Genomic DNA, 25717 nt, shown 5'->3' on the forward strand with positions numbered 1-25717 from the left:
ATCGGCATTTGGTTTCCTTGCTTATTATCACTTGTAGACCATACTCTTCTAAAAAAAGAAAAGACCGGTAGGGTCTCCCGAGTTTCCGTATCATATCAATATAAAACGTGCCAAGGTCTCTGACTCCAGAGAGGTTTTACCCTTCTTGCCATTAACGAAAGGTAAAATGTAGCTTTCTGCTGCAGGTAAAGCATCAGCCCTCTCGATTTACTAACATTATGGAGCTCAATCCCTTCAACCATTTGGCTTCCGGCCCGCTACCTAACTGTCTACGCTTAAAGACTAAAGTTACCTTTAGCCCTCCAAGACTCGCTACAAGCGAATGGCTGGTTCTTACTCGACGGGAATCCCACCCGCTATATGATACGACCTATGCTCGGCCGCACACCTGCCCCTTTAGTTGCATAAGAAAAAGCTGCCTTAAAGACAGCTCTGATCTTCAGCTAACGCACCCGTTAGTCTATTTTAAAGAAGTAACAATCAAAAAAAGTTCGTAAAAGTGTACATTTACAGACGTTTTAATCATGACAGAAAGGCTTCATTTTCCCTGAAGCCTTTCTTAGGAGTACATACATAGGGTTATATAAGCAAAATTGGATTTACTTTGCCTCTGGTTGCACGGACGCTGGTATTACCCGGCTGCCGCCAGCAAAAAGGAAAAAACCACGCTAAGACAATATTAATGGAAAAAGCTTTTTTCTCCCATGCTAAAGGGAAATCAGCTTTTTTTGAACTCTTGATGACCATAATTCATGACAGAAAGAGCAGCTGTTCCTAAGGATAACAAAACGAGCACACCACCTACTGTAGGGTTGAACTCGACAGAGGTTTGCTCAATAACAATTCCGCCAATAAATGAACCAAAAGCAATACCCATATGAACCGCCGAATTGTTTAAGGCTTGCTGGATATCCGAGGTTTCTGGTGACAGCTCGATCAGATAGCTTTGCATCGCTGGTGTGATCGCCCAGCTCAGCATACTCCATATTACCATCAAGATTAGGAAAAACGGTAAAGCAAAGGTTGTATAAGGGATTGATAACATTGAAACCGCAAAAAGGATAATGACAGATATTATAGTACGCTTGGGGCCGAAACGGTCAGCCAGAAAGCCTCCAATTCCCCCGCCAACTACAGCCGCAATTCCAAAAATTAAATAGACAATACTAACCCATGTTCCATCAAGGCCTAGTTTCATTTTTAAAAATGGAGTTAGGTATCCATATAGTGTTAAATGACCCGTCAACATGACAAAGGAAGTTACCTGGGCAAATAGAATTTTTCGATTTTTCAATGTACGTAATTGTCTTCCAATTGGAATAGAAGGCTTTGGTGCCATTCTTTCCAGAAAGAAAAACACCCCCGCCATCGATACTAAGGTTAGGATGGAGATCATGATAAAGGGTGCCCGCCATCCAAAAGCATTTCCAAGCATCAATCCAATTGGTATCCCTAGTACAAGAGAGGCACTGACTCCCATAAAAACAATTCCAATCGCCCTTGCACGGTATTGTTCAGTTACAATATTTGGCACCATCGTTAAACATAAAGCAATAAGCAATGAACCGCTAGAAGCTGTAATGATACGCCCAACTAGTAAAATACTATAAGAAGGGCTGAATACAGCAATGACATTTCCTATTAAGAAAATAAACAAAGTAATTAAAGTTAGCTGTTTTCGTTCCACTCTTTGAGTTACTGTTAACAATATGGGTGCAGCTAACGCGAATGCAATAGAAAAAACAGTGATAAGGAAACCCGCTTGCCCAAGACTCACATCTAAATCATTCGCGACAATATCTAGTAAACCGCCAATGATTAATTCAACCATCCCGACAATAAACGAGACAATCGCCAATATATACACACGTTTATCCAAAATTTAACTCCCTCTCTAAAAAGCAAAATAAATACTTGATAAAAAATAGCCCGCCATGTTTAGCTAGGTCTGTTCTCATTCATTCCAAACTTCTTCTAGTTTTTCTCTAAAGAGTTAGCCTAAGCACAAAAAAATAATTCGTGGACATGAATCGATAATGAATCCCGCTTAGGAATTTCAATTACATCCTCTTCTGATCAATGGATTGGTACCAACTCTTTTTATGAACATATATGAATCTTTCAATACTCCTTTGATTATGCATTCTGTAATAAATATTATAGCACAAGAATTATTTTCTATATATTTTAAAAATGTCATCCATCTGTTTGTCCCATTTTCGCTACAACATGTGGTTCATCGATAAAAGTAACTTCCTCACCTACTAAATTTTCATAAATCTCTTTAATATTTTCAACTTGAAAATAAATAACTGAGCTTGAATAAGCAAATTCCTCTTGAACTAACCTGCTGCGTTACTTTAAATACAAAGCTTCACAATCTCTTCTAAGCTCTAACATACATATCCTATTTTCTATAAAGGAGTTACTCCACAATCTGGCCCTATAACGGAAAAAAGCGATCTTCTTTATTGAAGAATCCCGCCCGATTGTGGAATATCAAGATAATGATGATTGCTGCCTTTAGCTTGTTGAACTAACACACCGGTTAGTTTAAGTATTATCCTTCACCGTAAACACTTAGTGAATTAATCAGTGCCATTTCACACTGCATAATTGGTTAACCCACCCATTAATTCGAATTTTCTAACATTTTCTACTACTTCGTAAAGTATGCCATTGAGATTAAATCATAATATATATCTTCATTGACTTTTATAGCTTTTACTTTACGACCTTCCTCAACAAAGCCAATCTTTGCGTATAAAGAGATTGCATTCGTATTTTCAGCAAATACTTCAAGGCAAACTTTTTCAATTAAAAGATTTTCTTTAGCCCAAGCCAACAATAAAGTTAGCATAGCTTTACCCACCCCTTGATTTCTAAATTTGTCTGCAATACTCATACCAAATGAACCTTGATGTTGTATTCGCTTTTTATGACCATTATGAAAGTCTAAAAACCCGATAATATTGCTTTGATATTCGGCTATTATCGCTAGCTTTCCATTGTCATCAAAAATCTGTTTTAAGAATTGTTTTTGTTGTTCATAGGATACTTTGAATTCAGTTTCCATAGTAAGTAAAAAAGGCGCTTCGCTAATAATGGTTTGATTAAACCTCAATACCTTCTCCGCATCTTCAGGTAATGCCGTTCTTATTGTGTATGGTTCACCATTTTTATTGACGAAGTGTTTCGGTTTAATGAACCCCATAGAAAACCACTCCCCCTTTTGTTTTATATATAATTTCTTTCGCACTAGATGATTTTCCTTTTTTCATTAACCTGCCCCGATAGTTGCATTAAGAAAAAGCTGCCTGTTAAAGACAGCTCCGCTCCTAAGCTAAAGCACTCTAAAGTTTAAGTACGTTCCTTCACAATCTTTAGTAATAAAGTATGTTATCCTTTCCCTAGTCCGAATTTGTTGACTATTTGTAACTTCTGATCAATATCCTGGTTACTTTGCCTCCATAAGCCTACCGCTATCCACAGACAACCTATGGCGACCAGAATTCCGTGGGCTATTCGTAGCGGATGTCCACCGTAAAATTGCGGAATATATAATCCCATCCCGAAGGCGAAAGGAATGCCACTCCATTTCGGGTACCTGCCAGACCGCCAAATTACGATAGCAAGTATAATCGCTGCAATGGCAAGTAGTAGGAGTCCTACAAGGAACATTGCGAGACCTGCACCAGATCGGACGACCGTTGCTAAACTAACAAGGGAGGCTGCCTGTTGCCTTATAGCCTCTTTCCCTATAGCGTGTAGACCGAACGTTTCCCCTCCGTAAAACGGCAAGGTTAGACCTATTCCTATCAAACACATTACAACCGCCCAAGACGCAAGTGAGTTTACGGCTGTCCCTTGTAAAGAGTGGTGAAGCCCAAGTAAACCTAATGGTAGAAGTGTAAAAGCGACAATGGCTAGTATATGTGCCAAAAGCCAATCGGTGGAGGCGAAAGCTGAGGCACCTTGCAAGGATGTTTCATCTGAAAAGGGTCGTATCGTTGGATAAAGTAGAAACAAGATTCCAGAGATCACAAGAGTTGAAGCACTAAGGCGCATTTGTAGCACCTGTCTAGGTACTTGCATAGGATCTTCCTCCTTGGTATTTATATTAGAATATTCCTTGTTTTTATATTAATTTAACTTTTCGCATAATTTGGTGGTTGTATGTAAAAGTTTAATTAAGTTTCTCTTTTGATGGATTAATTCAGAATTACCAATTGTTTTTGTCATATTATTCCACTATTCTACCCCTTTAGTTGCATAAGAAAAAGCTGCCTTAAAGACAGCTCTGATCTTCAGCTCAAGAAAGCATTAAAAATCTCCAAATTATCACCTCACCCTATTCCCAATAATATTTTTGAAAATCATACCATTTTCTTTCACTAAACTGCATCCTTAGCTTAATTAGAAAAGGAGTTGCTGTTGCAACTCCTGATATAATCGATATCTTACATTTAATTACCCATTATCAATAACTCTTTTTTACTTCTTGATTAACTACTATATTGTATGGAAGGTATTCCTCTTATATTCAACAATAATTTTACATAATCAACCAATTGCATCAACGTGTTCGAGCCTAAATTCTTTATTCAATCTTGCTAGAATTGTATGCCCCCAAAATAGATCTCCATCATCGTAATAAGTCTCAATACTTCCATCATCAAATAATGAAATGGTATTTAATCTTATTCTTTCAGCAAATTCTTTTGAAGTAATAACTTCCCCTTCGCTCCATTCATCATTATGTACGACTAATAATTCCTCAGCTATTTGATGTCTGAGGGTGTGTTCCATTTTAATAAGGTCATTTAAAACCCCTTCTACTTTAAGAATTGAATCTTCTTTATATCCTGCTTCGGTTGATATAATGAGGTTCACCCAATGGTCAGAAGCAATTTGAACCATTCCAGATAATTGTTCTGAATTGGGGTTATATAATAAATTCCCCAAAATAGCATGATTTATTATTCTATAACCACTATTTTCTTCAGATATTTTGTAAGAGAGCTTAAATTTATAAGGATAAAGGGATTCTTCCTCATATTTTACCATCCCAACTCCCATTAAAAGATACAATCTTTCAATCCTTTGTAATCTCCATCCAGAGTAAAATTTTTTTGTTACCAATAAACACAGCGTTTCTTTGTCATTTATAAACTGAGTTTCAAACGATTTAAATACGAAAACGTTGTTTGGATACAAGCCTTTTTTATATGTATCTATATAAACCATCGGTACTGGATGAACTGTTTGTTTTCCATTTCTGTATCGGCTATACTCAAAAACTTCACCTTTACTATTTCCAATAACAAGCTCATCTGAAAACAAAATAGAGCCTTCGTCATTTATATATGTTCGGTTCTGTAATATTGTATTCTTTCCTTCAAAATCTATCATTTTCATGTTTTCACTAAGGCATATAAAGGGAAAATTATCTTGTTTTGAAGTATAAATCCCTTTGTATTCCTTAAAATCATGAACTGTTAATGGAAAATATTCATTTACATCAATATCAAGTTTTTTCACTCTGGATAGTCGTACTGATAGATAATTAATCAATCTGCTAATCATTACTTGGTTCCCCTTTTATGATATAAACTCACTTTCCTACATAGGTAAATGTTTGATTTCTTAATACTATATAATTCGATCTTGTGATCTTGTCACATTAAATATCGGTCATTTATTTAAATGATTACTAAATCACAAAAGAAAAACAAGAGTTATATTATACAGTAGATGTTTTTAAGTCACAATACTTAAATCTTCTTTCACTATACTGCAACGATAGTTGAATAGTCTCTTCGGTTTCAAGACCGAGGATCAAGTCAATAATTCCTTTAAAAAAGAATTTTAGGGAGAGATGTATTTTGTTATTATCACAAGCATGGGAATCGGATAAGCGAATAGAAGGATTTTCGCCACAAACATTAAAAGCATATCACCTTCAAGTTAACTAAAAGTGAAACAACCCGAATAAATGCTGAGTTAAGTGGTCGGCTTAGGAAGGAGTTTTATCAGAAGTATTTCTAATAAACTAAATAGGAGCAACGTGTGTAGATAACGACGTTGCTTTGTCCAACTATCGCACCCCTTTAGTAGAATAACTATAAAGCTAATTAAGCTTTTTAAAAGCTGCGTTTCCCTGGCCAAGCTCCTTGCATTTTACTTAGGAATACAATTTGCCCAATATGATATGCGTCATGCAATGCTAAACTCTTCAGTTCAAGCACTAATGAATTATCTTCTCCTGGGATCTGTCTATACAAATCTTCATGTTCTGATTTTGCTAGTATTTTTTCAAGTTCACGATGAACATAAAAGTATTCTTGTTTTGTTTCCTTCCAATTTTCTAACGTCTCAGTTGGTAATCGAAATGTAGATTCATTATTTTCTGCCTGTGGTTCATTTGCTGTTTCACCAAGAAATCGTATCAGAAATCTCTTTTCATAGAAAAGTAAATGACAAACTAATTCCCAAATGGAATTCATTGCCCCATCAGCTGGTTTCCAAATTGCCTGTTCAAGAGTAATATCCTCTAGCACTTTTTCAAGTGGTGGAAACCAATCTTCTTCATCTAAGCAGCTTGCCCATTGCTGTAACAAAAGTGTCTTTACATCCATTTTCTATTCCCTCCAATTTAATCCTTTTAATAGATAATCCCTTTAGTCAAAACTTCATTTGCGGCATGTTGTTCTGGCATAACTTACAATTTCAAGATGAACCACCTGATTACCTCCCTTACTCCACAATCTGGCCCTATAATGGAAATAGCGCTGTTCCTTATTACAGAAAAGCGCCCGATTATTGAACAAGAAAACATATATATGGATGATCAAGGGTACAGACATTTCGCACCAGAACCAAAAAAATAGAAGGCATAATGGTAAAACTCATAAAGTATAAATATATTAGGTTTTTGTGTTTTTAGATTAGGTTAAAATAATTAAAAGTTTGGTGCCTAGTTATAATCAAAAGGGGGCAAATGCTTATCTAGAACATATCTAAACAATCATTTGAATAACATACTCACTAGTGAAGGCAAAATAAAATAAGTCAATTTCAAATGGATAGTGGAACGTTCATAAAAAAGTATTTGAGAGGAGATTTCAATTGAATTCAAATGAGTTAACTAATAACACTTTATTTACGAAGGAATTCACAAAGAATCCATACCCTACATATGCAAAATTGAGAGAAATGGAACCTGTTTACAGAATCCTCCTTCCGGATGGTCAGTACGGCTGGATGATTACACGATATGAAGATGCCATTGAAGCTCTGAAGGACTTAAGGCTTATTAAGAATTTTTCAAAGTTAACTGGCGAAAATGAGGGATACGATAGCATTTTTACCCACAATATGCTTTTTTCTGATCCACCAGATCATAAAAGATTACGGGGGCTTGTTCAAAAGGCATTTACGCCACGAATGATAGCAGAAATGAGGGATCGAATTCAGGAGATAACAGATGATCTTTTAGACGAAATTGCCAAAAAGGATAGTATGAATTTAATCGATGATCTTGCTTTTCCTTTACCGATTATCGTAATATGTGAGATTTTAGGTGTTCCATCAGAAGACCGTGACAAGTTTCGCATATGGTCAAATTCATTAATTGAAGGAACCAACGGTGAACATGCGAAAGATATGGCAGTTCATATGCAAGAATTCACCAAATATCTGGGAGACCGGTTTTCAAAGGTCCGGGAAAGTCCAGGGGAAGATTTAATTAGCCAACTGATTATGGCCGAAGAGGAGGGTGACAAATTAACAGAGAAAGAGTTATATGGGGTGGTCTCACTTTTGATTATCGCAGGACATGAAACGACGGTAAATCTGATTGGCAATAGTATTCTCTCTTTCTTGGAACACCCTGATCAGTTGCAGCTCTTGCAGGATCATCCTGAAATGATTCATACAGCACTTGAAGAATCACTCCGGTATAATGGCCCAGTCGAATTTAGCACATCCCGATGGGCACGTGAAGATTTTGAATTCAAAGGGAAAGAAATAAGTAAGGGAGATTTAGTGATTATCGCTCTGAATTCCGCTAACCATGATCCTAATCAATTTACAGACCCGGAGGTTTTTGATATTACCCGTGAGAAAAGTCCTCATCTTGCTTTCGGGAAAGGAATTCATCTTTGCCTGGGTGCCCCACTTGCCCGTCTAGAAGGCGAAATTGCTATCAGCAGTCTCTTGCAGCGCTTTCCACAAATCAAATTAAGAGTTGATACGAATGAACTTGAATGGAGACCCGGTATGGTTGTAAGAGGGGTAAAAGAAATACCTCTTTCCTTTTAAATTTTTAATCCTATTAAAGCTGTAAAATTATAATTTAAATGAGGCCATGTTATTCCATTAAAGGGCGCGATTATAGGCAACACAGGTAGAAAATGATCAAACTTTTTAAAAACCACATTTGAAATGATAAAGAAAGAATCCATTTTGAACAAACTTTTTTCAAAATGGATTCTTTTGATTTGCCGTAAAATGCAGGCTCATAAGATATTTTTGATCAAACTTTATTATAAAGTTACAAAATGCTTCTATAGTTGAGGAAGCGTAAATAACCAGTTTTAATATCCACAGTATATTTACCGTAGCAAAATAATAGGAATTTAATTAATCAACAAAATGGCCCTTTAATTGAACAAGTCCTTAAAGGATTACATGAATACTCTATACAAATCTAGTTTACATAAAATTGCTTATAGGTACTGAAAAAGGATCTTCGATGGAAGATCCTTTTTGCTACTTGTTCAATTAAAGCAAGTTTAAATACAAATGTTCACAAACTTACCTTTACTTCTTAGCTAGCAAGTTGTTTTGTTGTAGGGCTATACATATAGTTTCTTAGCAAAATAGATACCAAGCTCATTAATAAGAATAGTAATCCCCCTAATACGATATATTGAGTACCCATTCCTGATATAAATAATCCACCTACTGCGGTTCCAATCGTTATCCCTAAGTTACCACACGATAAGAATAATCCATTAGCGAAATCAGGAGCTTCTGGAGCCGAAGAAGTAATCCAATATTGATTAATATTATTTCCTATAGCAAATAATATCCCCCATAACATAATCGTTATCAACATAGGTCCAGTGGACTTCCCTGTAAGGAATGACAATAGAAGAATGATTCCTAATATGATTGGAAAAAGGGTTGCAGTTTTCATAGCATTTTTAGTAAGTAACCTTCCTCCTACTAAATTTCCAAAAAGACTTGCTAAGCCTAATAAAAATAATGCTAAAGTTAAGGTTCCCCCCGATATATTTGTTACGGTTCCAAGATATTCTGCAATGAAACTATTAATACTCGAAGTTGCAGAACCTATAAATATGACAGTAGTAATAGCTAACCAAACAATGGGCTTTTTTAATACACTAATTTGTGTTCCGTAAGAAAGCCTTTCTTTAACAGGTAAGGATGGAATAAATATCAATGTAGCTATGAAGGCAATTGCATTAACGATAGCAAAGAATAACATTGCCATTTCTATGGAGGTTTCACCAGCAATGTAATTAGTGATTGGTACACCAAGTATCATACCTGCGGTTACTCCCATAATTACTTTAGAAACAGCCTTTGGAGCTTCTTCCTTGCTAACAGATGTGGCAGCTACTGTCAAAGCCATTGAACAATAAATCGGATGAAAAATAGCTGGAATAACACGAGCAATTAGCAAAACGGTAAAGTTTGATGCAAATATTGAGACAATGTTACCTAAAACGAAAATACCAAGTACGAGTAGCATTATCTTCTTACGATTTATTCCCGAAAACAATATCGGCATAATAGGAGCAGATATTGCGACAGTAAGTGCAAAGAGACTCACTAGCAGACCTGCTTTGGCTACACTGATATCAAAGTGCTCAGCAATTGAAGGTAATATCCCAATTACGCCCATCTCAGTAGTTAGGATACCGAAAACTCCTATGGTCAAAATAACTATAAGTAAACTATTCTGTTTAGACATAAGTTTTATCTCCTCTGTTTATTACTTATTCTTTTGTTTTTTCAGTTTTTTTTCATTCGGAACTACAGACTTTTCATAATTTTCAATTTTACCGTTCAAAAGTGCCAAGGTTTTTTGTAGTTCCTCAATTCTTGCAACCAACTGGTTTCGTTGTTCAATTAACAGTTCCTTTCTTGTTTGCATAGTCTCATCGCCTTGATGAACCATTTTTACATACTCTAGCAACAACTCTATAGACATACCTGCGTCACGCATAAACAAAATTACTTGAATCCAATGACAGTCCTGTTCTGTGTATTCCCTTAGCCCACTTTTGTTACGGTTAATAGGGGGAATCAGACCTATTCGTTCATAATAGCGTAGGGTATCAGGTGAGATACCAAATTTTTCGCTTACTTCTGAAATTATCATAACAATGTCCTCCTTAACTTTTGAAAGCATAACAGCTGGAGTTAACTCCAGGTCAAGGGTATTTATAAATTTTTCGATCTAAATTCTTTTTCAACTATCCTTCCCCTTTTAGTTCAATAAGATCGCACAGAATCAAATGTATACTCTATACAAAACTAGTTAACATAAAGTCACTTATCGGTATTGAAAAAGGATCTTCCAATCGAAGATCCTTTTAGCTACTTGTTAAATTAAAGCGCCCGTTTGAAGAAAGCTAGTCCGTTCATGGGGGATAAAAAGAACGCCTCCTTATTTAAGAAATGCGCTCTATTCTGGAATTATTCAGGACGTTGAAAAGAGTTCACACTTATTGAACATTAGAAATCCGTTAGCTCAAGAGGACTATCAACCAATAAATTGCCTCAATAGCTGGTTAAACTTGTCACGTTCTTCCCAGAAAGGACCATGACCGCTGTAATGAAACGGAACAAGCTGTGAATTTTTTATTTTTTGATTTAATTCCTGAGCTTGTGCAAATGGAATAACTTTGTCGTGAACGCCGTGGACGATTAAGGTCGAGACAAGGATTTTTTGCAAATCCTCATAAAGCTTCTCATCTCTTAGCGTAATTATGATTGCTGCTGTTGACCAACCTGCTGCTTGTAACCCCAATAGAAAAAACCAATCCGAGAATGGTTTAGTTATATACTGAAAGAAAAAGCCATCTATTACATCCTGCATCATTTTAGGGCGGTCATTTAAGGTTTCTTTAAGAAAGTTATTAGCAGTTTCTTTAGTAAAGCCTATAGGAGCTGCAGCGTCTACAAGGACAAGCTTGGAAACTCCGTAACCATTATATCGGGACATATAGCGAATAGCGATAGCTCCACCTGTAGAATGACCTACAAGAGTGAAGTTGTCTAATTGAAGTACACCAACTACTGTACGAATATCATCTGCCAATCGGTTATAATTGTAGCCACTCATTGGTTTATCCGACTTTCCGAACCCTCTCCAGTCAATTCCGATACAGCGGTATCCCATTGCGGGAAGAACATCAAACTGATACTCAAACTGTTTATGGTTTAACGGCCAACCATGTAAAAACACTATCGTCTTACTGCCCTTGGGATTTATATCTTCCACATATAATTTTACGTCTGATTCTACACTAACATAGTATCCCACACCAATTCCCCCGAATACTAAAATGACGTCAACAATAAGATACTCACTTAGGCAAACATAGGTGAGTACCTATTCCTTGTAAGCAAGCCGTGTCGGTGGAAATGGACGGTGCTTACTGAACTTTACTCTCCGTTTGCTCAATAAGCCTTCCTCCATTAAATGGCACGATTGTTGAATAGAATAGCTCTCATTTTTTTACTACTTTATTGTCACTTAACAAAAAGCAAATTATATATGATCAAATTGTATATAAAATTCACATCCGTTGAATAGAACAGAAAGAATACTAATTTAACAGCCCTTTTAATTCCTTACCTGGTTTAAAAGCAGGTACTTTAGATGCTGCAATTTGTATCTCTTCTCCTGTTTATGGGTTTCTACCTGTTCAGGCTGCTCGTTCACGTACTTCAAATAGTATTATTTGGAATTTATATCTATACAACAAACCAAAGCATCTCAATCTGATGCTTTGGTTGTTGTATTACTTTATAAATTATTCTCTAAAAGATACCCTTTTTTTGCAGAAGTAATTAACAAAATACTATCATCGGAACTAAAAGTTGCATTTAAAACAAAATACAAAAAGTCACTCCTAAGTAGATTATAATTAGATGTCTCAAAAATCATAATATGAGAACTGTAGCTTACGATTAAGTATTTCCCATTATTAGATATATTCATCTGGGTAAAATATCCGCTCTCTTGATTGATAGGCAAATTAATTTCTTTCGTATTCCTTTCGCTATCCATAATCAACAAAGTGTCTAAAGAAAGAATTATATAATTATTATTAAGATGATCAAATAGTACACTTGACCATATACCAATAGTAATCTCTTCCATAATTGGATAATTGCATATATCCTCAACTTTAAGAATTTTATTACCTTTTACATTATTAAATAATGTAAAAATATGTGTGTTAGTAGCTTTAATATATTGATTTAAAATAATACGTGTCTCATCATTATGTGAAAAATAATCAATTTTACCCTTATTAATGTTTAATAAAACAATTTGATCTCCATTATCAGTTGAGACAATGTCTACCAATACATCATTTTCACTCGTCAAACAAATATTACCTTCTTTTAACTGATTTTTCTTAGAAGTTATAAACTTTTTTACCAATTCAAAATCAGATGTCTCAAATATCCATGACGTTCCACTTGTGTTTTTTAAAATTAAATATTTATCGTCATCACTAAATAGCACATTTCCGACGTTTTTAAAATTAATTACCTTTATTTCTTGATTTGTCTTTGAATCATATATAACAGTTTTTGAAGCAATGCTACTCACTGTCCACTTTTTATTATTTGATATTCCTAAGACATATGACTTTTTATATTCTTTCAGGATCTCCATTCCAAACATTTTATTACCCCTAATATTAAAATGGTGATGAATTACTAAGATTAGCTAACCAAATTTTTACGAATAATAATGTATTTACTACCCAACTTTTATGACTAGATTCTTTTTTGTATTTACAGCATACAACATTAATGAGTTGATAGTTGCATAATATAAGTTAGTATGAAGTCTTCTATGAACCCCGGTTTTAATAGCTATTTTATTTTCCGGATTCTCTGCTGTCATAGTAAAATATATTACACTGCTTTACTTCCTGTTCAACAATCGCGCCCTTGATGGAATAACAATGACTGACGTTTTTAAATAACTTTATTGTTCCTTAAAACCTACTCCTTATTGAAGTAAAGCTACCCGTTATTCATCCATGCAGCACAAAATCAGTGCTGCACCACAGAGTATGAAAATAGTTAGGAAGCGCCAATACTGATACTGACCTTAATCCAGTCAACCCATTCCATAGATCAAGGGAATGTAACTCTTTCCATTTTATTAAACGGTGGATAAGGGGTCTCTATGGTATTGCCTTTTTTCGAAGTTAGAGAAGTTTATTTTCATGGTAGTTTAAGTACATATCTTCACAAACTAAAAAAATAGAAAGTAACAAAGAGTCGTACTTTCATTTTAATTAACATTATTTATTTGATTTCCTCAGCCAACTCCAAAATAATTCCCTCTGGACCACGAACGTAGCATAATTTATAACTTTCTTCATATTGCTGTATCTCACTAAAGATTTCCGTACCCTTCTTTTTCAATTTGGCAACAACAGCTTCAATATCTTCAACAGTAAATGCAATATGTCGGATACCCAGTGTATTTGCAAAGGGTTGCTGAATATCTTTTTCATCTGACGGCGAATAAAATTTGATTAGCTCTATCCATGTCTGACCTTCTGGCGTTCCCAATCCTACACACGCTACTTTAACGTCATTAAGCCCAACTGCATATCCCATCAACTCTCCTTCCATTTCCCATTCCCCTTTCACCTCAAGTCCAAAATCGAGAAAAAACTCTTTAGCGGCAGAGAGATCATTTACGATTACACCCACATGATCTATTCTTTGGATATTCAAATTTTATACCTCCTATGTTCCTGTTATTTTGCAATATCATGTATTCAAATTCTAGTATTAACAAAGGGACGATTAATATAATAATAAGATACCAGCATTGCCAGTGAAAAAAAGAATCACTTCACTAATTTTGTATTAAATTATTGTTAAATTCCTTCCTCATTTCCCTAACGGTGTCAATTGGGGATAATTATTCATATACATTCCACTTATTTTTTCTCAATGTTCCCCTTTGATTATTGAACATCAGCGCTTCACCACAGAGAATGAAAATGGTGAAAAACCGTAAATACTGATTCTACGACTGGAGAGGAAGGTCGATGAACTATGGTGCGTGATAGCTTATCCGTTAGTCTGACTCCAACGACCACGGTGCACCACTGACTGTCGCTCCCTTACGGGAAGCACACATGGTAGAGATTTTTTGACTGAGCAAATCGAGATGTTGGATCAAGAAGTTGCGGAAAGAGTAAGTAGCCATCAAGAAGATATCGAACGGTTAGATTCCATTCCTGGGATAGCTACTAGAATGGCTGAGCAAATTTTATCCGAAATCGGGACTAATGTTAAGGAACAATTCCCAAGTGCGGCTCATATGTGTTCCTGGGCACAGTGCTGGAAAAAGGAAATCTGCTAATACAAAAAAAGGAAACAAGTATTTGAGATCCGCATTAACAGTAGCAGCTCATTCTGTAAGTGGATCTAAAAATTATCTCGGAGCACTGTATAGACATACAGCCTCACGAAAAGGTAAGAAAAGAGCAGGATTTGTGGTCGCTCATGCCATGTTACGTATCTCTTATTATCTTTTAACCCGAAAAGAAATGTATGTAGATCTAGGCGAAGACTACTTTGATAAACAGAGGCAACAATCCATTGTACGACATTCACTACGAAGACTTGAAAGTTTAGGCTCCTCAGTTACGTTACAAGCACCTGAAGCATCTTAATCCAGTCCATATTCCTAAAATAGATCAATGAATCAGGCGCTCTCCCCTTTTTTAAAAAATGAATGAGCTGCGTCTTATTAAGTATTGCCTTTTATACTAAATTATAGAAGTTTATTTTCATGGTTGTTGAACAAGATAATCCCTATTTTTTCGAAAAAATCCTTCGAATAAAAGCCCCTATTAAAGAATAGATCAAAGATATTACTATTGCTCTTACAATCCCATTAAAATCTAAATCAAAAGCCTCTTTTCGTACTATTCCTTGAAATGGTAAATCCGAAGGTTCAAATATTATACCAATCACTATTATCCCAATAAAAAGGATAAAAAAATCTATTACAAACTGCTTCATATAAATTCATCTCATTCCTTTGGAATTAGAGGACTATCCTCAAGTAACTGCCCCGTTAGTGAAACAAGAAGGGGTAAATGTATACTAACAAAAGACAAAGAAAAATCACTTACTTCTGGATTTCCCCCTTCTTTTCCCAATGGTCCCAAAGAGTATACACAATAGCAACGAAAATCGAAAAGGTCACAAACATAAAATAAGTATTTATATTAAAATACTGGTTGTTCACATGAAAACTTAATCCTGAAGTAATGCTTTGAATATATTCCGCATCTGCAACACCGTTTCTTTTTATTAATGCATCTTTTATGACTTGGCGATATTCATTTAATTCATTTTTTTGATAAAAAAAGGCAACAGTTAAGTGAACGAGAATGCCGACTATGCTAATGATAAAAACAGTGTTCCTAATCGAATGCACACGAAAAATTCGAACCCATAATATTACCATAAAGATGAGTAGTGGAATTGGAATCCAAGCTATCAACAAAGCTGGATTACCGTTTCCAGATGAAGTTCCTGGGAATGGAGTCATTTGGTTAACTAGTAGGAAGACTCCCAATGCTAAGATGCTAACAACGAATAGAGTAATCTTTGCAATTTTCACTGTATCCCCCTCTTTTTTCCCCATATCCTTTTATGTTTCAATTATTATATAAATTGTAACTCTTGTTCCACTATACTGCCCAGTTACTTTAAGTACACCCTTTCACAATCTTCGATACATAATAAGAAAAGTGTGAATTAATCCTTTTGCATTATGAATTAATTATTTTAACCTTACAAACTGGAATTTGACACCCTACTTTGCTGTTCTGTCACGATATACAATCAGAGTAATTGCATTTAATATGATGGTAACGATGAGAAGAACTGCTGCGACGAACGCCACAGCACCCGTTGTGTCCATAAGAGCAGACCAATCCTCAATCTTTACCAGATGATAGTTATAGAGAATTTGGAAGCATAGCGAAATAGCACATGCACCGATGCTTATAATAGAAGGAACGACCCAATTCCAATGGACATGCTTTTTATATCGCATGAGATTAACAACAGGAAGTATCCAAGCAATTAATCCAAGAATGAGGCTGCCAAGATTAAACAAACCAATCATATCTACTCCCCCTTTATATTTTTTTATTCTTGTTCAACAATCCTTCTACGTCAGTCGAAAAAGAAAAAGCTGCCGAAGCAGTCTTTCCTACCTAAACTAAAGCATCCGTTAGTTTAAGTATATTCCTTCACATACTTTATTTATTTTACATAATTGATTATATTTTAAAGGAATACTGCCCGACAGCCGCATAATGAAAAAGACTGCTAATAACAGTCTTTTTCAGCTCTTGTATCTGGTAGTTTGCATTGTATGTTCCGGCTGCTTATAACAATATCTTTATATCAAACTAGTCAACAAAACCATAATTCCATTAGTTAATAATAACTGATGACCAGATCGAATTAGTTCGTTCATACGCTAAAGCAAAAATGAACAGCTCAACAATCTTCTAGCAAAGCCCCCGTTAGCCATTCATGTAGCGTTGTGCCCCCGGGCCTACTCAGCCCCATTGGACACCGCGGAACTCCGGCTGGTTGCTATTCAGGAAGCGCGAGTCAATTGCGATGAGCCGTTCGCTCTATACCATCAACGATTACTCTGTACAGTTGGTGTGGCAGGTCATGGCCCATGCCGTCAACCAACATTAGCTCGGCTCCTGGGATGGCAGAAGCCGTGTCCTCGCCACACGCCGGGACAAACAGGGGATCGTCCACCCCATGGATGACAAGTGCTGGTACTTTTATGGTCGCCAGCCTTGGACGACGGTCACCGGAGACAGCGATAGCAGCAATTTGTCGTCCGACACTGCCTCGATCGTATGCTCGCTGGGCCTCCTCCAGAATGAGCGTCCGATATGCATCCTCTTCAAACGGATAGCCGGTTCCGGCGATGCGTTTGGCAAAAGAGAGACTGTGCGCCAAAAATCCTGCTTCATCCTCAAATGGGTTCGGCGCCGGTTTAGTCATCATCGCCATGACATCTGGGGCAGTATGCGGAAGGGCGGGATTACCGGAACTGGACATAATGGATGTGAGTGATAAAACCCGTTCAGGGTACTCGCTGGCTGCAATCTGGGCGATCATTCCGCCCATCGACCTGCCAACGAAATGTGCCCGGTCAATTGATAGGGCGTCGAGCAGTCCGATAGCGTCGTTGGACATGTCATCGAGAGTGTAAGGGATGTCCGGTCGCTGTCCTGACATGAGAGCAGTCGCCAGTGCATCAAAATCCAGCGTCGGATAATGGCTAAAGTGCGTCGAGCAACCTACGTCGCGATTGTCAAAGCGGATTACGCGAAAGCCCCGCGCTGCTAATATCCGACAAAACGAATCCGTCCATCGGATCATCTGGGTTCCAAGCCCGGCGATTAGGATAATAGCCTCGTCATTTTCGTTACCGAAACTGTCATAGGCCAATTCGACGTCGTTGACTTTTAGAATATTCATAATCATGTTCTCCTCCTTTTATTTTGATGTCGAAAGTTCTGTCATAGGCAGAACGCGTGAATCTTCGATTGCTGCAGTCCAATGCCCGATACCAGCTATGTAGTCTTGATGACTTGAAAAAGCAAGAAACGACTCCGAGCTGCTTTGGCGGATCATCATGACAAGATCCCATCTTTCCTCTTCGGGTCCGATAAGAAACTCTCCGCCATCGCCAAGAAACATCACCTCACCTCCGCTTTCACGGAGAAATGGTAGGGTGTGCTCAATATAGCGTTTGAAAGCTTAGGCACCACGGATTGGGTCCTCCGGTGATAGCTCAGAATGGGCCGTGTAATCGCCAACTTCACGAAAACGCATGAGGTTCAACATGACGATGCTGCGCTCAATGCCTCGCTGTATGAACCTCATGCCCGCGCGTTGTGTTGGTTCGATGTAACGATTAAATTCAAATTCTGTCATAGCAGCTCCTTTCGTAGATCCTTTTTTATTCCAAATTCTTTACGCCTCCACATGCTTTCATTCATAAGTTCCCCTCCGGGAATGCATTAGCGGCTAATCTTTTGATATGGTTTCTGATATCAGGTGCCCAGTCATCGGTAAAAATGATCCAAATCACCAGCATACAGTTCCCGCAGAGCTACTTCGTATTGATGGGAGTTCCCTGCCATAGCTTTCATTATAAATGAATAGTATTCGTTTCAAAACGATCGACCTAACACAAACATTATATTACTACGTTTGTTATAAAACAAACATTTTTAATTTACGTTTGCTTTTTTATTCAGAAACAATGCGGTGATGCATAAAAAATAAGCAATTGAAACAAATTCAATCGCTTAGCGGAACGAGAAAATAAAATTTATAAATTTAGCTAAAATGTAAATGAATACATCAATTATTGAAAATAGTAAAATGGCTATCAAACCAATGATTGCGTTTCTCATACCAATCATGTTAGCGAGTGTCCTACAATCTATAAGACAAGTTTTTGGTATGATGATTGTTGGTCAAAAACTTGGGGTAGATGCACTAGTCGCAATCTCTGCTTTCTTTCCATTATACTTTTTCCTTATATCTTTTGCGGTAGGGATTGGTTCGGGAAGTTCGATATTGATAGGGCCGTCTTTTGGTGGAGGAAATCTTTTAAAAACGAAGGATTTCTTCCTCAACTAACCTGCTTCGTTACTTGAATAAGAAAAAGGTGCTCTACCCTTGTTGAGGTAAAGCACAAGTTAGTTGATTAACATCTCCCCTTTTATTTCAAACCAAATAATTTCTACTATCACTAAACATATGATTGCTAAAATAAAAGCTGTTATAGAGAGTAAGACCTTGTTTCGTAACCTGGTATTGAAACGTATGTATAACTTACCTATCAGGCTGATAAGCAGTATAAAGATAGGAGCTGTTATACATATTGCTATTAAATCAACAAGAGAAAATGGTTTGCTGATGTATGGGTCAGAATAGACATTGAGAAGAAGAAGTGCGATAAATAAGATGAATTGATAAATAAAAAATCTTACAGGGCTCATAAATAATGGGTTCCCTTCTATGCAGTGTTATGTAAAGTATAAATCCTCAAAGAAAAAATAAATATACTTTTAAGCCAATTTGTCTTCCTGTTACTAACATAAGGGCCTGTAATATGAAAAAAGTGAAACAACTTGTTTATATTTCAAGTTATCAAATCAAACTAAATTAACCCTTTTTTGAACTCAATCTTACTAACTTTTCTTTATTAATGATAAAATATTTTCTTCCTTTTTTATCTAACAATCCATCTTCATGGAATTGGTTAAGTGTGTATAATAAATGTCGATAGCTTACCCCCACGTATTCTGCTGTTTCGGTAAGCTTCTCTTGAAAGCATCCATTGTTTTCTATTTGAAGAATATATTTCGCCAATCGATTTTTGAATTCGTAATCCTGCATATCTGTGTAATGATCCGTTCTTTTAAGTAATTTATCACCTAAATATTTTGATAAATTATGGAGAAAAAGATTGTCATTTAACAGATGCTCTTTTGATGAAGCCAATGGAAACGCTAAGCAAGTGCAGTCATCTATAGCCACAACATCTTTTAAATTCTTTTCCACCTCAATCAAGGATAATTCACCAATAAAATCATTTTTCTTTAGAAACTGAATCAGTGCACGTTTTCCATTTTCGTGTACTATATATATTTTTGCCCGCCCATCTAATAATAAAAATAAGTACTGAATATCTTCATCAAAGCGCACTATATATTCATTAGAAGAAAACTTACATATAAAAGCCTGATTTAAAACTGCTTTCGGAAAAGTTTCTTGAATATCATTATATATATCTACAAAATTTTCAGCGTAATCCTTCAAATTGATTTTTTCCATTTTATCACCTCAATATGAGATATCTCCTATTATTATATTCTTACTTTCGATATATTACTACCAAGAGGTGGATAGGAATGAACAAATACAAACATATTATTTTTGACTTAGATGATACGATACTTGATTTTCAAGATTCAGAAGAAAAGGCTTTAAAACAAATTATTACGCGATACGAGCTGCCCTATAACAAACAAACCATTGCATGTTATAAGCGCATTAATGATGGTTTATGGCATCAATTAGAGGAAGGCTTGATTTCTCGTGAAGAAGTGCTGACAACGCGTTTTTCACTTTTTTTGAAGGAATTTCATATAGATGGAAACGGAGCAAAAGTTGAAGCAATGTACCGTGAGCATTTAAACCAAGGACATAAGACCGTTACCCATGCACATGAATTATTAAATGCTTTAACTAAACAAGAATATAAATTATATATTGGAACAAACGGTGTAGGAAAGACTCAAAGAAAAAGATTAGTAGATGCCAAGCTACAAGGATATTTTGAACAACTTTTTATCTCTGAAGAAATTGGTTATGAAAAACCGAATCCCCATTTCTTTTACTATATTTTTGATGCCCTGCATACAAGCCGTAAAGAAGAATTTTTAATGATAGGTGATCGTTTAACATCGGATATTCAGGGAGCTATCAATGTCGGAATTGATTGTGTATGGTTTAACCCTAATAGAAGCATGCCTAAATCAGGTTCTCCTAAGAGCACATATACGATACCAAATTTAATGCAAATAATGGACTTATTAGAGGAAAATTCATGAAAAAAGTCATTCAATCGATTCTACTCTATATAGTAAGTGCTATTGGCATTAGTCTTACATTAAAAGCAGATGTTGGAGTAAGCAGTTTTAATGCGATGAATTTATCCATATCAGAATGGACTTCCATCAAAGTTGGTACAATTACATTCATTGCAAATCTTATTTTTCTAATCGGTTATATCTGCTTATGCGAAAAAAAGGATTTTAAAAAATTTACTTTGATGTTCATTTCCATCTTGTTCTTTGGAATGGTTATTAATTTTTTCCTCTATACTATTTTCGGTACGATTCACATAGAGAATTATTTTGTAAGAATCGGACTATTTATTTTCGGTGCGATACTAGCCGGTGGAACTACAGGCATTATTTTATCATTAGATATTATTCCTTTTCCTATTGAAAGTTTATGTTTACGAATAGCCGAATTAACAAAACGCTCTTTCTCTCAATACAGATATTGTGTCGATTTATTCTCCATTATTCTATCAATAACAATATCACTACTTTACAATTTACCAATCAATATTCGAGAAGGAACGATTATCAGCTTCTTCTTATTGTCCGGCATTATTTCTTATACACGATTGAAATTTGAAAACTATCAGCTGTAACCAAATACTCAACAAAAAGCATGACTAAAAAATAACCTCTTACGGATAAGAATCCAAAGAGGTTATTTTTATCAAACTTTAATATAAATTACGAACTTTATTCTAAATGATCAATCTTTTTTGTAAAACTACAAAGGCCGCCAATTGGCGGCCTTCTTAATGAACTAACGCACCCTATAGTTTAAGTACAACACTTCACAAACTTGCCTTTTCAACTTTATTTATTACAGGAATTTTGTCCCTTAGAAGAACATTAACAAAAATAGCGTCAAACCTGCTAGGCCTAACGCTATTACTATTCATTTAGTTCAAAACCTTTTAAATCCATTCTTTTCCGTTTTTGCGAATGAATTGAAGTTCCTTTTGATAATGTTCAAAATGTCCCTCATCAATCATTTTTTGAAACGCCGAATCTCCTTCTTCGGCTTTCCTTTGCATGGTTTTACATAATCCTTCTACTCGTAGCAACACCATCTCTAAAAAACCTTTTTCCATTCCCTCAATACCATACGATTCAAAAAATAATTTAACCCTTTGTTTTATACGGTCGGCATCCTTTAATGGTTCATAATAAACTGCCTCACCTGTTTCAGTATGATAAAGTCTACTTAAAGGAACGCAAGTGTAAAGAGTATAGGCTATATCCCAAAGTCTTGGACCAGGAGCAGCAAGATCAAAATCAATAATACCTACTGGCTTTTCGTGATTAAAAATAATGTTATAGATGGCAAAATCATTGTGACATAGCACTTCAAATGGCTGAGGGGTGTTATCGATTGGTCGCCAACTTTCTTCGATTGGAAAATCACTCACAGCATTATGATAGAGACGAAGCATTTTAGCTATCTCTTTTAAAGCATCATTTGACCACATATATTTTTTTAAAGGATAATTACCAGCTTCTCCTTCAATAAATGATAATATCTCTCTATCTTTTTCATCAACACCTAAAAACTTCGGTGCGTATTCAAAACCTTCACTTTCCAAATACTTAAATAACTTATGAATTTTAATGCCATTTGCCTTTAAGTCTCGTCGCACAGTGTCACCCGAGCGATATACGTTTGAGATATTTCCTCCTGTTAGCATTTCTTCCTTTTCGTACTGACTTGTCATTAAAATTCCCCCCATTTAGGGACGCTATGATTGTGCCAATAGAGATGTATTTTTACCCATAAATAAAAGCAGATATACAAAGGTATCTGCTTGGTAATGGGAATTTAATTGTCCACACCATGAATCCCTTGAATGATTTCAGATAGACAAATAAACGTATCCTTAAAATCAAGAACCGCCATCGTCTCTCTATTCAATTAACAAATCATTTCAAATTATTCCACATGTGTAATATAGATTCCCCTTTCTTTACATCTCCATTTTAGATATTACTAAATATTTCTAAAAAACAAAGAGAGTTTTATGTATTTATTAAACTATTCTGTCTATTACAACACCCCAAAAGAATACATCATTTCCTCTGAGTTCAATACCATTAAAAGTATCTTGTTCAAGTAAAATCAAAGTTATTGGTGATATTGAACTAGCTAATAAAGAAGTATGAATAAAAGTGAATTTGTTGCTATTATATCGCATGAGCTTAAATCACCCATAACTGCTGTGATGTTTAAGTTGGAAGCAGTCATCGAAAAGTAGGTCTGTCTCAAGATCATTTAGATATTTGAAAAAGTGCTACAAGATGATGGAGAGATTCAAGAACTAGTAATGGATATGGTGGAAATCGATCTAATGAAACACACTGTAATTGAATCTAAATTTTATAAGAATGGACTTATTGGATATCGTTAATGAAAGCACCTAAAGGCTGCAACATTACAATTAATCAAAGAATAATCTCTTCTTTAGTATGCCTTTTTAAGAGTATCATTACATATTTGAAATGGCTTCACTTGTTGTCCATGTAGCACTACTGAAAGCTCGGTAGTTCGTAACAGCAGCATGAAAATCGTTTTCACTAATCGTGGCAGTTGCATCGTAAACAACAGCTGTCTTGAAGCCATTTTCGATTAAATCTCTCATATGCGATTCAACACATACGTTTGATAATACCCCAGCCAAAATTACTTGTTCTTTTCTGCGTTGCCTTAGTTGATAGACCAGATCATTTGTCTGAGGACTGGCCACCTTGTGCGGTGTTGCAATGACGGATGTTTTATCCCAGATATACGGAGCTAAAGTTGGAACATAATCGGCTTCCGGAGTTGGAGGACTATATTGATTTAATTTCTGATAAACACGCAAACTAATCAACATCTCTTGTTCGTTCCCTGTAAACTGCCAATCATAGTCATGTGGATATAAAAAGTGCGGGGAAACAAAGAGCTGATAACCTTTACTACGGGCAGTGCTTAATAGTAGTTCCAAGTTAGCTAAAGTATTATTCTGTTTAATGTTAGCCTTTGTCAAATGATATCCTCTTCCGCCTGGAGACAAAAAGTCATTTTGAGGGTCAGTAATAACTATTGCAGTATTCGCGGGATTTGGTTTAAACATAGAATTTTCCCCACCTTTAATATGTTTTCACTTATCCATTATATGAACTACATTGATTAAAAATTCCTTAGGAAAATGAAATTTTGAAGTTAAGCTCCATTCCTCTAAAATCTTGCGCTCGCGCAAAGTGGTTATGTTTGGCTATATCTACTCCGATAATTAAGGTTTCAGAAGTAATTTGAGAGATTTTATGATTTTGGTTATAATTCATTGTAAGGCCTCCAATTAGATGTTTTGTCCATTTTAGCTGGCCAGCTCAGGACACATTCATCTTATCAAGAGGTCTTTTTTCGTTCAAATCTCATTTTCAGTTATTACAGGAATGCTGCTTCGTTACTTTAAGTACATTTCTTCACAAGCTCTTCTAATTATTAACATAGATACCCATTTTTCTTAAAAGGTATTGTTCAACAATCTGGCCCTATAACGGAAAAAAAGCGATCTTCTTTATTGAAGAATCGCGCCCGATTGTGGAATATCAAGATAATGATGATGATTGTTGCCTTTAGCTTGTAGAACTAACGCACCAGTTAGCTTAACATCAAAAAAATAAATCAGCCTCAATTATTTATTTTATTCATATTCCATAACCCAATATTTTTCTTCTGGTTTACCTTCTTCAACAACTTTCTTCCAACCATTATTTTCATAAAACTTCATCGCTTTTTGATTTTCAGATACACATTTCAATCTTAATGGTTTATTCATTTTTTCTATGGCGGCATTAACCAATTGACCACCAACACCTTTACCCGAGAAATCAGGGTGAACAAATAAGTTATGTATAAAATTATCTGGCAAGTACAAAGAAGCAAATCCAAGGATATGAGTATCTTCCTCTGCTAATATTATATACTCTCCTACAGTATGCTTATCAAAGTCTTCTAAAGTCATTTCTTCTATATCTGCCCAATGAAAACTTTTACGACGAGATTCTAGGTATATAAGTCTTAAATCAGGGTAATCTAATTCACTTGCTACTCTGATATTCATATTTTCACTCTCACTTTCTTTTATATAAATAATAATAACATAATTTTCATTCTATATAATATAGGTTTAAATCAAGGTTTTCCTTCTTACACTAAACTACTTCGTTAGTTTAAGTACATTTCTTCACAATCTACGCTTTACAATTTAACGCGCTATTCAACAATCTAGCGGAAATAGGGCTGTTCCTTATTACAGAAACGCGCCCGATTGCTGAAGACTAAAATTTCTGAACCAAGTTCCATCAGTGTAGTTCAGCAACTATTATCCAAATAAAAATTGGGTTGAGATGAATTGTAATTCAAACTCCACATTAGAGTATGAGAAGTAAGATACAATAGCTAACAATATCCATAACGTCTGAATTACGATTCCAACGATACTGCAAACAAATCCAGAGGTTGCCAATCCCCTTCCATTCTCGTTCGTTTTCTCAATTTCCCTTTTTCCCATTCTAGAAAATACAATTCCGATAATACCAAGTATTATTCCAATTATTGGTATTATAATGGAAAGAATCCCAAGGGTTAAAGAAGCCACCGATTTACTATTTGTTTGAGCTTTTTCAACCATTCATAAACACCTCCTAACATTGACATTGCTATACAACATGAC

At 35.6% G+C, this 25717-nt stretch carries 27 protein-coding genes and 4 pseudogenes; 7 read left to right on the plus strand and 24 right to left on the minus strand.

Features of this window, described 5'->3' with window-relative positions; all coding sequences use genetic code 11:
* Window positions 1-718: 718 nt before the first annotated feature.
* The 5 genes from V179_RS0109055 to V179_RS0109075 all read right to left on the minus strand — a co-directional run bounded on the left by V179_RS0109055 (window position 719) and on the right by V179_RS0109075 (window position 6638).
* Complete coding sequence (locus tag V179_RS0109055; protein WP_028391163.1) at window positions 719-1879, minus strand: MFS transporter; 1161 nt, start codon at window positions 1877-1879, stop codon at window positions 719-721.
* Between the two features lie 780 nt (window positions 1880-2659).
* Entirely contained in the window at window positions 2660-3214 is a 555-nt protein-coding gene (locus V179_RS0109060; RefSeq protein ID WP_028391164.1) for a GNAT family N-acetyltransferase, read from the minus strand.
* A gap of 185 nt (window positions 3215-3399) precedes the next feature.
* The gene (locus V179_RS27575; RefSeq protein WP_051404901.1) at window positions 3400-4095 is read right to left on the minus strand and encodes a hypothetical protein; all 696 of its coding nucleotides are present in this window, start codon (window positions 4093-4095) and stop codon (window positions 3400-3402) included.
* 468 nt (window positions 4096-4563) lie between these two features.
* A complete protein-coding gene (locus V179_RS0109070; RefSeq protein WP_028391165.1) occupies window positions 4564-5586 on the minus strand; it encodes a DUF2262 domain-containing protein in 1023 nt (340 codons plus the stop codon).
* 557 nt (window positions 5587-6143) lie between these two features.
* Window positions 6144-6638, minus strand: coding sequence for a DinB family protein (locus V179_RS0109075; protein ID WP_028391166.1), 495 nt, complete (start codon window positions 6636-6638; stop codon window positions 6144-6146).
* Window positions 6639-7128: 490 nt separating this feature from the next.
* Here V179_RS0109075 and V179_RS0109080 point away from each other — a divergent pair, with 490 nt between their 5' ends.
* Complete coding sequence (locus V179_RS0109080) at window positions 7129-8322, plus strand: cytochrome P450 family protein (RefSeq protein WP_028391167.1); 1194 nt, start codon at window positions 7129-7131, stop codon at window positions 8320-8322.
* Window positions 8323-8830: 508 nt separating this feature from the next.
* On the opposite strand, the gene V179_RS0109085 is transcribed toward V179_RS0109080, so the two are convergent.
* The 6 genes and pseudogenes from V179_RS0109085 to V179_RS0109115 all read right to left on the minus strand — a co-directional run bounded on the left by V179_RS0109085 (window position 8831) and on the right by V179_RS0109115 (window position 14031).
* Window positions 8831-10003 (minus strand): MFS transporter, encoded by a 1173-nt coding sequence (locus tag V179_RS0109085; protein WP_028391168.1) that lies wholly within the window; start codon window positions 10001-10003, stop codon window positions 8831-8833.
* Between the two features lie 21 nt (window positions 10004-10024).
* Window positions 10025-10414 carry a MerR family transcriptional regulator gene (locus V179_RS0109090; RefSeq protein WP_028391169.1) on the minus strand — a complete coding sequence of 130 codons (390 nt, stop codon included), beginning with the start codon at window positions 10412-10414 and terminating at the stop codon, window positions 10025-10027.
* Window positions 10415-10798: 384 nt separating this feature from the next.
* Window positions 10799-11581, minus strand: coding sequence for an alpha/beta fold hydrolase (locus tag V179_RS0109095; RefSeq protein WP_028391170.1), 783 nt, complete (start codon window positions 11579-11581; stop codon window positions 10799-10801).
* Between the two features lie 286 nt (window positions 11582-11867).
* A pseudogene (locus V179_RS29950) lies at window positions 11868-11993 on the minus strand (HU family DNA-binding protein); the annotation flags it as partial.
* 74 nt (window positions 11994-12067) lie between these two features.
* Window positions 12068-12958 carry a hypothetical protein gene (locus tag V179_RS0109105; RefSeq protein ID WP_028391171.1) on the minus strand — a complete coding sequence of 297 codons (891 nt, stop codon included), beginning with the start codon at window positions 12956-12958 and terminating at the stop codon, window positions 12068-12070.
* Window positions 12959-13593: 635 nt separating this feature from the next.
* Window positions 13594-14031, minus strand: a complete 438-nt coding sequence (locus V179_RS0109115; protein WP_028391172.1) for a VOC family protein — start codon at window positions 14029-14031, stop codon at window positions 13594-13596.
* A 529-nt stretch (window positions 14032-14560) separates the two neighbouring features.
* Here V179_RS0109115 and V179_RS32390 point away from each other — a divergent pair.
* Window positions 14561-14687 (plus strand): annotated as a pseudogene (locus tag V179_RS32390) (IS110 family transposase); the annotation flags it as partial.
* Window positions 14688-14690: 3 nt separating this feature from the next.
* Entirely contained in the window at window positions 14691-14981 is a 291-nt protein-coding gene (locus V179_RS31670) for a hypothetical protein (RefSeq protein ID WP_028391174.1), read from the plus strand.
* A 142-nt stretch (window positions 14982-15123) separates the two neighbouring features.
* Here V179_RS31670 and V179_RS0109130 read toward each other — a convergent pair whose 3' ends face one another.
* From V179_RS0109130 to V179_RS32395, 7 genes are all read right to left on the minus strand, one after another.
* A complete protein-coding gene (locus V179_RS0109130; RefSeq protein ID WP_028391175.1) occupies window positions 15124-15333 on the minus strand; it encodes a hypothetical protein in 210 nt (69 codons plus the stop codon).
* 109 nt (window positions 15334-15442) lie between these two features.
* The gene (locus V179_RS0109135) at window positions 15443-15940 is read right to left on the minus strand and encodes a hypothetical protein (RefSeq protein ID WP_028391176.1); all 498 of its coding nucleotides are present in this window, start codon (window positions 15938-15940) and stop codon (window positions 15443-15445) included.
* Window positions 15941-16135: 195 nt separating this feature from the next.
* Window positions 16136-16450 (minus strand): hypothetical protein, encoded by a 315-nt coding sequence (locus tag V179_RS0109140; protein ID WP_028391177.1) that lies wholly within the window; start codon window positions 16448-16450, stop codon window positions 16136-16138.
* Between the two features lie 497 nt (window positions 16451-16947).
* The gene (locus tag V179_RS0109145) at window positions 16948-17838 is read right to left on the minus strand and encodes an alpha/beta fold hydrolase (protein WP_028391178.1); all 891 of its coding nucleotides are present in this window, start codon (window positions 17836-17838) and stop codon (window positions 16948-16950) included.
* Between the two features lie 18 nt (window positions 17839-17856).
* Complete coding sequence (locus V179_RS31675) at window positions 17857-18060, minus strand: hypothetical protein (protein WP_235179003.1); 204 nt, start codon at window positions 18058-18060, stop codon at window positions 17857-17859.
* A gap of 60 nt (window positions 18061-18120) precedes the next feature.
* Window positions 18121-18297 carry a hypothetical protein gene (locus tag V179_RS31680; protein WP_235179005.1) on the minus strand — a complete coding sequence of 59 codons (177 nt, stop codon included), beginning with the start codon at window positions 18295-18297 and terminating at the stop codon, window positions 18121-18123.
* A gap of 131 nt (window positions 18298-18428) precedes the next feature.
* The gene (locus V179_RS32395) at window positions 18429-18515 is read right to left on the minus strand and encodes a hypothetical protein (protein WP_376766780.1); all 87 of its coding nucleotides are present in this window, start codon (window positions 18513-18515) and stop codon (window positions 18429-18431) included.
* 205 nt (window positions 18516-18720) lie between these two features.
* On the opposite strand from V179_RS32395, the pseudogene V179_RS0109155 reads away from it, so the two are divergent.
* A pseudogene (locus tag V179_RS0109155) lies at window positions 18721-18978 on the plus strand (MATE family efflux transporter); the annotation flags it as partial.
* A 561-nt stretch (window positions 18979-19539) separates the two neighbouring features.
* Here the strand turns inward: V179_RS0109155 and yeiL are convergent.
* Entirely contained in the window at window positions 19540-20211 is a 672-nt protein-coding gene (gene yeiL, locus V179_RS27590) for a transcriptional regulator YeiL (protein WP_051404902.1), read from the minus strand.
* Between the two features lie 77 nt (window positions 20212-20288).
* Between yeiL and V179_RS0109165 the strand changes: the two genes are divergently transcribed.
* Both V179_RS0109165 and V179_RS0109170 read left to right on the plus strand, forming a co-directional pair.
* Complete coding sequence (locus V179_RS0109165) at window positions 20289-20990, plus strand: YjjG family noncanonical pyrimidine nucleotidase (RefSeq protein WP_028391180.1); 702 nt, start codon at window positions 20289-20291, stop codon at window positions 20988-20990.
* A complete protein-coding gene (locus V179_RS0109170) occupies window positions 20987-21601 on the plus strand; it encodes a YczE/YyaS/YitT family protein (RefSeq protein WP_028391181.1) in 615 nt (204 codons plus the stop codon). The genes V179_RS0109165 and V179_RS0109170 overlap by 4 nt, the downstream gene beginning before the upstream one ends.
* 318 nt (window positions 21602-21919) lie before the next feature.
* Here the strand turns inward: V179_RS0109170 and V179_RS0109175 are convergent, their stop codons facing one another.
* Window positions 21920-22717 (minus strand): phosphotransferase, encoded by a 798-nt coding sequence (locus V179_RS0109175; protein WP_028391182.1) that lies wholly within the window; start codon window positions 22715-22717, stop codon window positions 21920-21922.
* Between the two features lie 441 nt (window positions 22718-23158).
* Between V179_RS0109175 and V179_RS32400 the strand changes: the two genes are divergently transcribed.
* On the plus strand, window positions 23159-23254 hold the full coding sequence (locus V179_RS32400; RefSeq protein WP_082527743.1) for a histidine kinase dimerization/phospho-acceptor domain-containing protein: 96 nt from the start codon (window positions 23159-23161) through the stop codon (window positions 23252-23254).
* Between the two features lie 231 nt (window positions 23255-23485).
* On the opposite strand, the gene V179_RS0109180 is transcribed toward V179_RS32400, so the two are convergent.
* The 4 genes and pseudogenes from V179_RS0109180 to V179_RS27600 form a co-directional block, all read right to left on the minus strand.
* Window positions 23486-24112, minus strand: coding sequence for a cysteine hydrolase (locus V179_RS0109180; RefSeq protein ID WP_028391183.1), 627 nt, complete (start codon window positions 24110-24112; stop codon window positions 23486-23488).
* 73 nt (window positions 24113-24185) lie between these two features.
* Window positions 24186-24323 (minus strand): annotated as a pseudogene (locus V179_RS31300) (IS110 family transposase); the annotation flags it as partial.
* Between the two features lie 362 nt (window positions 24324-24685).
* Entirely contained in the window at window positions 24686-25105 is a 420-nt protein-coding gene (locus V179_RS0109190; RefSeq protein WP_028391184.1) for a GNAT family N-acetyltransferase, read from the minus strand.
* Window positions 25106-25366: 261 nt separating this feature from the next.
* Entirely contained in the window at window positions 25367-25675 is a 309-nt protein-coding gene (locus V179_RS27600; protein ID WP_051404903.1) for a DUF4190 domain-containing protein, read from the minus strand.
* Window positions 25676-25717: the final 42 nt, after the last annotated feature.

The sequence above is a fragment of the Bacillus cihuensis genome, assembly GCF_000504145.1.
In the GTDB taxonomy this organism is placed as follows: domain Bacteria; phylum Bacillota; class Bacilli; order Bacillales; family DSM-1321; genus Peribacillus; species Peribacillus huizhouensis.

Coding starts and splice junctions, on each gene's coding strand:
- V179_RS0109175 (WP_028391182.1), bottom strand. CDS start 22,717: ATGACAAGTCAGTACGAAAAGGAAGAAATGCTAACAGGAGGAAATATC.
- V179_RS27575 (WP_051404901.1), bottom strand. CDS start 4,095: ATGCAAGTACCTAGACAGGTGCTACAAATGCGCCTTAGTGCTTCAACT.
- V179_RS0109190 (WP_028391184.1), bottom strand. CDS start 25,105: ATGAATATCAGAGTAGCAAGTGAATTAGATTACCCTGATTTAAGACTT.
- V179_RS0109180 (WP_028391183.1), bottom strand. CDS start 24,112: ATGTTTAAACCAAATCCCGCGAATACTGCAATAGTTATTACTGACCCT.
- V179_RS32395 (WP_376766780.1), bottom strand. CDS start 18,515: ATGAAAGCTATGGCAGGGAACTCCCATCAATACGAAGTAGCTCTGCGG.
- V179_RS0109105 (WP_028391171.1), bottom strand. CDS start 12,958: ATGTTTGGAATGGAGATCCTGAAAGAATATAAAAAGTCATATGTCTTA.
- V179_RS0109130 (WP_028391175.1), bottom strand. CDS start 15,333: ATGAAGCAGTTTGTAATAGATTTTTTTATCCTTTTTATTGGGATAATA.
- V179_RS31680 (WP_235179005.1), bottom strand. CDS start 18,297: ATGACAGAATTTGAATTTAATCGTTACATCGAACCAACACAACGCGCG.
- V179_RS32400 (WP_082527743.1), top strand. CDS start 23,159: ATGAATAAAAGTGAATTTGTTGCTATTATATCGCATGAGCTTAAATCA.
- V179_RS0109085 (WP_028391168.1), bottom strand. CDS start 10,003: ATGTCTAAACAGAATAGTTTACTTATAGTTATTTTGACCATAGGAGTT.
- V179_RS0109075 (WP_028391166.1), bottom strand. CDS start 6,638: ATGGATGTAAAGACACTTTTGTTACAGCAATGGGCAAGCTGCTTAGAT.
- V179_RS0109170 (WP_028391181.1), top strand. CDS start 20,987: ATGAAAAAAGTCATTCAATCGATTCTACTCTATATAGTAAGTGCTATT.
- V179_RS31675 (WP_235179003.1), bottom strand. CDS start 18,060: ATGTTTCTTGGCGATGGCGGAGAGTTTCTTATCGGACCCGAAGAGGAA.
- V179_RS0109140 (WP_028391177.1), bottom strand. CDS start 16,450: ATGATTGGTTTGTTTAATCTTGGCAGCCTCATTCTTGGATTAATTGCT.
- V179_RS0109165 (WP_028391180.1), top strand. CDS start 20,289: ATGAACAAATACAAACATATTATTTTTGACTTAGATGATACGATACTT.
- V179_RS0109070 (WP_028391165.1), bottom strand. CDS start 5,586: ATGATTAGCAGATTGATTAATTATCTATCAGTACGACTATCCAGAGTG.
- V179_RS27600 (WP_051404903.1), bottom strand. CDS start 25,675: ATGGTTGAAAAAGCTCAAACAAATAGTAAATCGGTGGCTTCTTTAACC.
- V179_RS0109090 (WP_028391169.1), bottom strand. CDS start 10,414: ATGATAATTTCAGAAGTAAGCGAAAAATTTGGTATCTCACCTGATACC.
- V179_RS0109060 (WP_028391164.1), bottom strand. CDS start 3,214: ATGGGGTTCATTAAACCGAAACACTTCGTCAATAAAAATGGTGAACCA.
- V179_RS0109145 (WP_028391178.1), bottom strand. CDS start 17,838: ATGAATATTCTAAAAGTCAACGACGTCGAATTGGCCTATGACAGTTTC.
- yeiL (WP_051404902.1), bottom strand. CDS start 20,211: ATGGAAAAAATCAATTTGAAGGATTACGCTGAAAATTTTGTAGATATA.